Consider the following 8399-nt stretch of genomic DNA (forward strand, 5'->3'; position numbering starts at 1 on the left):
TCAAAGAGCAATTTCTGCGACTATATGAAACGTGCGTTCGGGATAAGCGATTTGAGTAATATTTGATATTTCAGTAATCTATTTCCTCCCCCCGTCTTAACGGTGGAGGGTTAGGGGGGGATTGATTTACAGGGTACTTTAGGCCAACCCCCCATCCTAACCTTCCCCCGCAGGGCGGGGGAAGGGACAGGTTTCTGAACTTCAACGGGTGCTATTTTTCTCACGCGTTTGTTTTATCCTGAACACACGTTACCTTAGTTTATGAAAGAAAAGCCGTCTGAAAATCCGCATCATACAGCATTTTCAGACGGCTTTTTTGCCGATACATCAGCGCATTGCGGCTGATTCCTGATGTTTTTTCCAATATAAATCTTGGGCAACCAGGCGGACGGGGGTGTTGGCGGCGCCGTATTGGTCGTAGCCGCCGCGCCGTTCGCAGACTTCAAAGAAGAAGCGGTCTTCAATCAGTGGGGAGTAGGCGTGCAGGAATTCGCCGCCTTTGCCGTCGGTGTCGTAGAGCAGGTGGTGTTCGCGCAGCTGGGCGGTGAATTCGTCGCTCAGGCCGAAGCGTGCCTGCAGGTCGTCGTAGTAGTTTTGCGGAATATCCAGCAGGGTCGCGCCGTTGCTGCGTAAGGCAGCGACGGTGGCGAAGATGTCGGTGCTGGCGAAGGCGACGTGTTGCAGACCTGCGCCTTTGTAGCTGGCCATGGAGCGGGAAACGATGGTGCGCTGGTTTTCCGAGATGTTCAGCGGCAGGCGGATGCGGCCGTCGGCGCTGCGTAATACGCGGCTTTTCATCAGGCCGTAGGGGTCGGGCAGGGTCAGGTCGTCTTCGATTTGGAAGCCGAAAATTGCGGCAAAGTGCAGCGTCCAACTGTCCATGGCTTCGCTGGCAACGCCGTAGGCAGTGTGGTCGATGCGGCAGATGTGCGGGCGGCCTTGGAATTTGCTCATGTGGAAGTCGGCGCTGTAAATGTCGCTGTCGACAAAATACTGCAGGCCGCCATTGGGAGAGCGGATGGCGTGGATATGGCGCTCGTTGGGGCCGACTTTGCCTTCGTAGAAAATGCTGCCGTATTCAACGGCGCGGCGGTACATGGCGTCGGCGTCGGCCACTTTGTAGGCGGCGGCGCAGACGGACGTGCCATGCGCGTTGAAAAAGGCGTGCGCCAGCGAATCGGGTTCGGCATTGAGAATCAGGTTGATGCTGCCTTGCTGGTAGAGGGTGACGTTTTTGCTTTTGTGCAGGCCGGTTTTCTGGAAGCCGAATTGGCGCAGGATGTTGTCGATGCGCTGGGCGCTGTCGTCATTGACGGCAAATTCGAGAAACTCGGTGTCTTGGAAAGCGGATGCGGCGGGCGGCGAGAAAAGCGCTGCCTGCACGCCGGCCGGGTTTTTCAGACGGCTTGCGGTCTGCTCTTCGAGAAACAGCAGCGAGCGCATGGCATCGGAGGTAGTGGAAACGCCGGGCGCGGCGCGGAATTTGTCGTTGAACACTTCCAGCGACAACGGGCCGTTGTAGCCGTTGGCGATAATCGGCTCGAGGAAGGCGGCCACGTCCAACTCGCCCTGGCCGGGGAAGTTGCGGTAGTGGCGGCTCCATTCGAGCACGTCCATTTTCATCAGCGGTGCATCGGCAATCTGCAGGAACACGATTTTTTCGGGCGGAATGTCTTTCAGACGGCTTAAGTCGTCGTTGATGGACAAGGTATGGAAGCTGTCGAGAATGATGCCCAAATTCGGGTGGTTGACGGTTTGCACCAAATCCCAGGCGTGGCGGTAGGAGGAAACGTGCCGCCCCCAGGCCAGCGCTTCGTAGCCGACCTGCATGCCGTGTTTGGCGGCGGTTTCGGCCAAGCGGTGGAGATCATCGGCAATCAGCGCGTCGTCGGTGCTGGTATCGGCTTGGACGTTGCTGCACACGAGCAGGCGGTCGGTACCCAGCTCGGCCATCAGCTCGAATTTGCGCTCGGCGCGGTTAATCTGCTGCGCCAGCTTGCTGCGCGGCCCGCCCTCAAAATCGCGGAACGGCTGAAACAGCATGATTTTGAGGTTTAAATCTTCGCACATTTTGCGGATGTCGGCGGGCGAGCCGTCGAAATACAGCAGGTCGTTTTCAAAAATTTCCACGCCCTCGAAGCCGACGGCGGAAATGGCGCGCAGCTTTTCGGGCAGCGTGCCGCTGAGGGAGACGGTGGCAATGCAGTGTTTCATGGGTACTCCGTGGAATGAAGGTGTGCGTCGGCCGCTTTTGGGCATGGCGGCTGTAAAGTCATTGGGGCTGCGGTGTATAGGCCGTCTGAAAATCATGCGTTTTTCAGACGGCCTGCGTTTGGGGAAACCGCAGGCTTTTTCGGAATTATAGTGGAATTAAGTGTAAAGTCATACAAGGCGGATGTTTATCCTGCGATGATGTCGTTCAATATATAGTCGGAGAGTAATTTCTGTTCCGGCACCGGCTCGCCTTGTATCAGAATTTAATTTTTCCAACTATATATACGCCGCTGTTTGGAGCAGTAATACGCAGTGCGTTGCCCGTTCCGGTTTTGCGTGACGAAGCAGGCGGTTAAACGGCAGAAAACGGCTCTGCCGGAAGGAGAGCCGTTGGTGGTATGTGCCGCTTTATGCTTCTTTGCTGTTGCGGTAGATAAAGTATTTGCAGGTCAGCGCCGCAGTGTTGATTAATGCGGGAACGGTCAGGGCGAGGGCAACGGTGGAGAAGTCCCAGCCTGCGTTCAGCATCCAGGCGCCGGCAAAGGCGGAGATAATCGCGCCGGTGCGGCCGATACCGTGCATCCAGCTGTTGCCGGTGGCGCGGGCGGAGAGCGGGAAGAAGTTGCTTGACAGGGCATTCATGCCTGTGCCGCCGCCGTTAAACGCTGCGCCGATGTAGAAAGAGGTCAGGCAGAGCAGCAGGTATTCGGGGCCGAGGTTGCTCATCCATACCAGCACGAGTGCGCCGCTGAAGTAGGAGATGGCCAATACGCGGTGCGGCTCGAAGCGGTCCATAAACCAACCCAGCATAATCGATCCGAGCGGGCCGCCCAGTTGGAACATGGCTGCAATAATCGACGCTTGCGCGGCATCCATGCCCGATTCTTTAATCATGGTCGGCATCCAGCTGCCCAGCAGATAGACGAGGAACAGATGGCTGAAGTAGATAATCCACAATAACACCGTGCCTTTGGCATAGTGGCTGTTGAGAATGGTTTTAATCGGGTTGGCATCGGCCTGCACGGTTGCGGGCGAGGGGATGAAAAACGTGCTGTGCTCGGTGGTCGAACCCGGGGCGCACCATTCGACGATTTTGCGGATGGCGGCGCGGTCGGCACCTTTGTGCACCATAAACGCCAGTGATTCAGGCAGTTTGAAAATCATGAACACGCTCAGCAAAATCGGGGCAACGCCGCCGAAGATGAAGACGCTTTCCCAGCCCCACAGCGGAATCATCCAGGCTGCCAGGAAGCCACCGCCCGCCGCGCCGACGGTAAAGCCGGCAAAGACGATGGTCACCAGCAGAGCGCTGCGTTTTTCAGGCGAATATTCTTTGGCCAGCGTTGCCACCATCGGCATGATGCCGCCCATGGCGAAACCGGCGATAAAGCGGAACAGAATCATGTGCCAAATCTGCGTGGCATAGGCGACCAAAAGCGTAAAGAGGCCGAAAATAAACACGCTGACAATCAAGACTTTGCGGCGGCCGAAGCGGTCGCCCAAAGGGCCGGCGGTGAGCGCACCGAACGTCAGGCCGAAGAGGGCGGCGCTGAGTACCGGCGCCAAGTCGTTGTTGGTCAGATTCCAAGCGTCTTTCAGGCTGGGGCCGACGAAGCCCATAATCACGACGTCGAAGCCGTCCATCACGACGATCAGGAAGCAGAGAAAAATCACCAGCTTCTGGTAGGTGCTTACGCCGCGGCCGTCGAGCAGCTCGCGGACATTGATTTCATGGGAGTTTTGCGACATGGTTTTCTCCTAAGGTATCGCTGTTTTTCTATTTCGCATCAGCCGGCCTGCCACAACTGCCCGCGCAGGCCGTCTGAAAAATCAGTATTGGATTTTGGCGACTTCGCGCAGATAGTCGGCGGTGGTGGTGGGCAGTCCGAAGTATTCCAGATAGGCCGGAATCTGCTCGAACAGCATATCCGTACCGATTTGGGTTTTGCAGCCGCGGGCTTGGGCGGCGGCCAGGAAAGCGGTGGTTTCGCTTTTCAGCACCACTTCGCCGACAAACGTCGTCGGCGCAATCCGCTCGACATCCATAGGCATCGGGTCGCCTTCATACATGCCCAGCGGCGTGGCGTTGACCACCAAATCGAAACCGGCGGGGTCGTTGCTGCCGCAAACGACTTCCAAAGCGGTGTAATGCTGTTTCAGACGGCCTGCCAGCGCTTCGGCGGAATCGTTGTTGACATCAAACAAGGCCAAGCGGGCAACGCCTGCCGCAGCCAGAGAAGCGGCAATCGCCGAACCCACGCCGCCGCAGCCGACCACCAGCGCGGATTTGCCCTCGGGCGCGAAACCTTTGCGGCGCACACCGCGCACAAAGCCTTCGCCGTCGAACATATCGCCTTCGAGTTTGCCGTCTGCGCCGCGACGCACCGCATTGCACGAGCCTGCGATTTGCGCGGTCGGGGTCAGGCGGTCAACCAGGCCGACGGTGGAGACTTTGTGCGGCATGGTAATCAAAGCGCCGATGACGTTGCCGCAAGAGAAGATGGCGCGTAAAAAATCGGGATAGGCATCCGCTTGGGAGGCAAACGGGGCAACCAGAGCGTTGATGCCCTCAGCGGCGAAATAGGGGTTGTAAATCATCGGCGATTTAAAGGTATGGGTGGGGTAGCCGATGTGGGCGATGACTTGGGTGTTGCCGTCGATGTTCATGAAGCTGCTCCTTTGGATGTTGTCGTTTGTAGAATGTCCCGCCGCCAGCTTGGGTTTACCCGTGGCGGGCGGGGTTTGAGTGTGTGTGTTTGGGCGGGCAGGCCGTCTGAAAACGGCGCAGTTTGTGCCTGTTTTGTATTTATTGAGTAATTATTTTGGAATAAGTCTGTTAATTTACATTAACCGGCTTTTTTTGTGCAATAAAAAATCACAAAAATAAGATAAAGATGATGCAAATGCTAATCGGCCAGGCGCCATTTTCAGACGGCCTGCGCGGCACTCAACTGCCGTTCCACACGGACGAAGGAATCATCACTTCGCCGCGCATGATGTTGCGGGCGGTGCGGATCAGCGCCGCACCCTGGACTTTACCCTGAGGGTCGGTTTCCAGCGCCACGCTGAATTCGCCGCTCGGATGTTCGATGGAAAGGGCGCTCAAATCGGGGGTAACGGCCAAACCGGCGGCCACGCTTTCCGGCATCACGCAGGCGGTGGCGATGGTGACTGCGGCCAATACGCCGACGGCTTCATGGCAGACGTGCGGAATAAAGCAGCGGGTATGTACGGCGCCGCCGTGCAGCGGTGCGTTCAGCAGGCACATTTTGGGATAGTTTTTGGCGGATACGTCGCCCAAGCCCATTTTGAGCGCGGCGGCCAAGCGCAGCTTTTCCAGCGTGGTTTTCAGTTCGGTATCGGCATTCAGATCCGCCACGCTTTCATAGGCGCTGCGGCCGAGATCGGCGGCGCGTACCAAAACCATGGGCATGCCGTTGTCGATGCAGGTGGCTTCTAGTGCGCCGAAGCCTTCGATGTCGAACACGTCGCAGGCATTGCCTGTCGGCAGCAGGCTGCCGGCAACCGAGCCTTCGGTGTCCAAAAAGCGGATACGGATGGGCGCGGATGTGCCGGGCACGCCATCGATTTTCGCTTGGCCTTCATATTGGATAATGCCGTCGGGTGTTTGCACCGTGATGTCGCTGAGCATGCCGGTATTCAGGGTCAATACGCGCACGGTCGTTTCGCCAGGCTGCGCTTGAATCATGCCTTTTTCCAAGGCGAAAGGCACGACGGCGGCCAGCATATTGCCGCAGTTGGGGCGGGTATCGACGGTATCGTTGCTCGGCTGCAGCTGGGCAAACAGAAATTCCAAATCCACGCCGGGCTGCTCGCTTGGCGCAACCATGCCGACTTTGCTGGTCAGCGGATGCGCGCCGCCCGCGCCGTCGATTTGGCGCGTATCGGGCGAGCCCATAGCGGCCAGCAAAACACGGTTGCGTACGTTTTCATCGGCGGGCAGATCGCTTAAGGCGAAAAACAGACCTTTGGAGCTGCCGCCGCGCATCAGCATGGCGGGAACGGCGGTTTGGGCGGGCATGGTTTTCCTCTGTAGAACGGTTTGTTATTCGATGTAGTCCATTATTGGCGGTAAAGATTTGTTTAGAAAGATGGCCAGATAACTAGCAGTTATAACAAAAATGTATAGCAAAAACGGCGTGGCGGCAGACTTTGCGCCTGCGTTAAAGCCGCATCGGGTGCAAGGCCTCCGCCGTTACATTTCTTTGCCGAAGTGCCGAAGCCGCCGGGCAGGGGTGTTTTTTGTGGTACAGTAAGCACTCAAGCCTGCATCAGAGAAAGACATGGATTTAAAACAACTCAAATATTTCCAATACGTCGCCCAGCAGGGCAGCTACACGCGCGCGGCCGATGTGCTCGGCGTGGCGCAGCCCGTGTTGAGCCGCCAAATCCGCCTGCTGGAAATCGAACTGCGCCAAAGCCTGCTGACCCGCCACGGCCGCGGGGTGTCGCTGACCGAATCGGGGCGCATCCTGCTTGAGCACTGCCGCATTATTCTGCAGCAAATCGAGCTGATACAGGAAGATTTGAACCTCAACAGCGGCAAGCTGGGCGGCCATATTGTGCTGGGGCTGCCGCCGACGCCGGCCAAGCTGCTGTCGCTGCCCCTGATTCAGCGTTTCCGAGCCGATTTGCCCGATGCGCGGCTGCGGATTACCGAGGGCTTGAGCAACCAGCTGCAAGACCGCCTGCAGCAGGGCAAAGTCGATATGGCGCTGCTGTATGACCCGCCGTATTCCGCCGAAATCGATAAAAGCCTGGTGTGCGAAGAACGGCTGTGTCTGATTGCGCCGCTGGAAGATGCCGGTTTTCCCGAGGGGGCGGTGTTGACGGCGGAACATCTGGCGCAGTTGCCGCTGATTATGCCTTCCGTGCCCAATACCTTCCGGCTGCTGGTCGAGCAGGAAATGGCCAGACACAATCTGAGCCCCAATATCATTTTGGAAATCGACAGCGTGGAAACCATGCTGCAGCTGGTGGCCGAGGGCATGGGCTATTCCATACAGTCCCGCTACGCGCTGGAAGTGATGAAACACAGCGACCGCATCCGCGTGATTCCGATTGAAGCGCCGACTTTTATCAGCCGCCTGTTTTTGGCCACGCCCGCCAAACGCGCACTGACGCGCACCCAGCGGGAGCTGGACGGCATACTGAAAAGCCTGTGCGCCGAATGGATGGGCGGGTAGCCTGCCTGTCGGCGGGACAATGTGTTCTCAAAAACGATGTGTTAAAAACCGTATTAATCATTGCGGTTTCCAATGTTTTTGGTACAATAGCCCGCATCCTTGCTATCCCACAAGCCGCCTGTTTGGCGGCTTGTATTTTTACGCCTGCGGCGGCTGCGGCCGGGCGGGGCAATACGATAATATATAGCCATTTAAAATCAGCGTGATACGGCATGATTGCCGTGTTCTGGTTTTGTTCGGCTGCAAAAGCGGAAACACGCTTTTACGGAGAATTGAAATGCAAAAAATTCCTTTGACCGTCCGTGGTGCGGAGTTAATCAAACAGGAGCTGCAACATTTGAAAAGCGTGGCCCGTCCGGAGGTCATCGAGGCGATTGCCGAAGCGCGTTCGCACGGCGATTTGTCGGAAAATGCGGAATACGAAGCCGCCAAAGAGCGCCAGGGCTTTATCGAAGGCCGCATTGCCGAGCTGGAACACAAGCTCTCTGTTGCCCATGTGATTAACCCTGCGGAAATCCACGCCGAGGGCAAAATCGTATTTGGCTCTACCGTGACGCTGGAAGACCTGGAAACCGAAGAGCAGGTGACCTACCAAATCGTCGGCGAAGACGAAGCGGACATCAAAGAGCGCAAGATTTACGTCGGCTCACCGATTGCCCGCGCCTTAATCGGCAAAGAAGAGGGCGATGTGGCGGAAGTGCAGGCGCCGGGCGGCGTGCGCGAATACGACATTATTTCGGTCGAATATATTTAACGCAAGCACGCGCGGATAAGCCCCGGCGGTTTATCCGTGGCAAACGGATTGTCGTTGCGTTGGGTTGAGATAAGGCGCAGCAGTGCCGTATCAAGCTGATGAAGTGACGATAAGATGCAAAAGCCGTCTGAAAATTTGAGCATTTTTCAGACGGCTTTTGACTGGCCGGGCGGTTTGGTTTTTCCGGTATTCTGCTGATATAGTCGAATAAAATAAGAATGGGA

6 protein-coding genes are annotated in these 8399 nt (G+C 57.0%); 2 read left to right on the forward strand and 4 right to left on the reverse strand.

All coding sequences use genetic code 11. The features are described 5' to 3' along the window. Positions 1–327: 327 nt before the first annotated feature. The 4 genes from BDE01S_RS06145 to BDE01S_RS06160 all read right to left on the reverse strand — a co-directional run bounded on the left by BDE01S_RS06145 (position 328) and on the right by BDE01S_RS06160 (position 6256). On the reverse strand, positions 328–2214 hold the full coding sequence (locus BDE01S_RS06145) for a bifunctional sugar phosphate isomerase/epimerase/4-hydroxyphenylpyruvate dioxygenase family protein (protein WP_066078773.1): 1887 nt from the start codon (positions 2212–2214) through the stop codon (positions 328–330). A 408-nt stretch (positions 2215–2622) separates the two neighbouring features. Further along, positions 2623–3963 carry an MFS transporter gene (locus BDE01S_RS06150; protein WP_066078779.1) on the reverse strand — a complete coding sequence of 447 codons (1341 nt, stop codon included), beginning with the start codon at positions 3961–3963 and terminating at the stop codon, positions 2623–2625. A gap of 81 nt (positions 3964–4044) precedes the next feature. Then, positions 4045–4881 carry a shikimate dehydrogenase family protein gene (locus BDE01S_RS06155; RefSeq protein WP_066078781.1) on the reverse strand — a complete coding sequence of 279 codons (837 nt, stop codon included), beginning with the start codon at positions 4879–4881 and terminating at the stop codon, positions 4045–4047. Between the two features lie 280 nt (positions 4882–5161). Next, complete coding sequence (locus BDE01S_RS06160) at positions 5162–6256, reverse strand: 4-oxalomesaconate tautomerase (protein ID WP_066078784.1); 1095 nt, start codon at positions 6254–6256, stop codon at positions 5162–5164. 262 nt (positions 6257–6518) lie between these two features. Between BDE01S_RS06160 and BDE01S_RS06165 the strand changes: the two genes are divergently transcribed. Together BDE01S_RS06165 and greA are read left to right on the forward strand one after the other, a co-directional pair. Next, entirely contained in the window at positions 6519–7421 is a 903-nt protein-coding gene (locus BDE01S_RS06165) for a LysR family transcriptional regulator (RefSeq protein ID WP_066078787.1), read from the forward strand. Between the two features lie 277 nt (positions 7422–7698). After that, positions 7699–8175 carry a transcription elongation factor GreA gene (gene greA, locus BDE01S_RS06170; RefSeq protein WP_066078790.1) on the forward strand — a complete coding sequence of 159 codons (477 nt, stop codon included), beginning with the start codon at positions 7699–7701 and terminating at the stop codon, positions 8173–8175. The last annotated feature ends 224 nt before the right edge of the window (positions 8176–8399 follow it).

Origin of the sequence: Bergeriella denitrificans NBRC 102155 (genome assembly GCF_001592185.1) — a bacterium.
Lineage (GTDB): Bacteria > Pseudomonadota > Gammaproteobacteria > Burkholderiales > Neisseriaceae > Neisseria > Neisseria denitrificans.

What these genes read in the sequence shown, in the direction of transcription:
- BDE01S_RS06145 (WP_066078773.1), bottom strand. Translation starts at nt 2,214, where the DNA reads ATGAAACACTGCATTGCCACCGTCTCCCTCAGCGGCACGCTGCCCGAA.
- BDE01S_RS06160 (WP_066078784.1), bottom strand. Translation starts at nt 6,256, where the DNA reads ATGCCCGCCCAAACCGCCGTTCCCGCCATGCTGATGCGCGGCGGCAGC.
- BDE01S_RS06165 (WP_066078787.1), top strand. Translation starts at nt 6,519, where the DNA reads ATGGATTTAAAACAACTCAAATATTTCCAATACGTCGCCCAGCAGGGC.
- greA (WP_066078790.1), top strand. Translation starts at nt 7,699, where the DNA reads ATGCAAAAAATTCCTTTGACCGTCCGTGGTGCGGAGTTAATCAAACAG.
- BDE01S_RS06155 (WP_066078781.1), bottom strand. Translation starts at nt 4,881, where the DNA reads ATGAACATCGACGGCAACACCCAAGTCATCGCCCACATCGGCTACCCC.
- BDE01S_RS06150 (WP_066078779.1), bottom strand. Translation starts at nt 3,963, where the DNA reads ATGTCGCAAAACTCCCATGAAATCAATGTCCGCGAGCTGCTCGACGGC.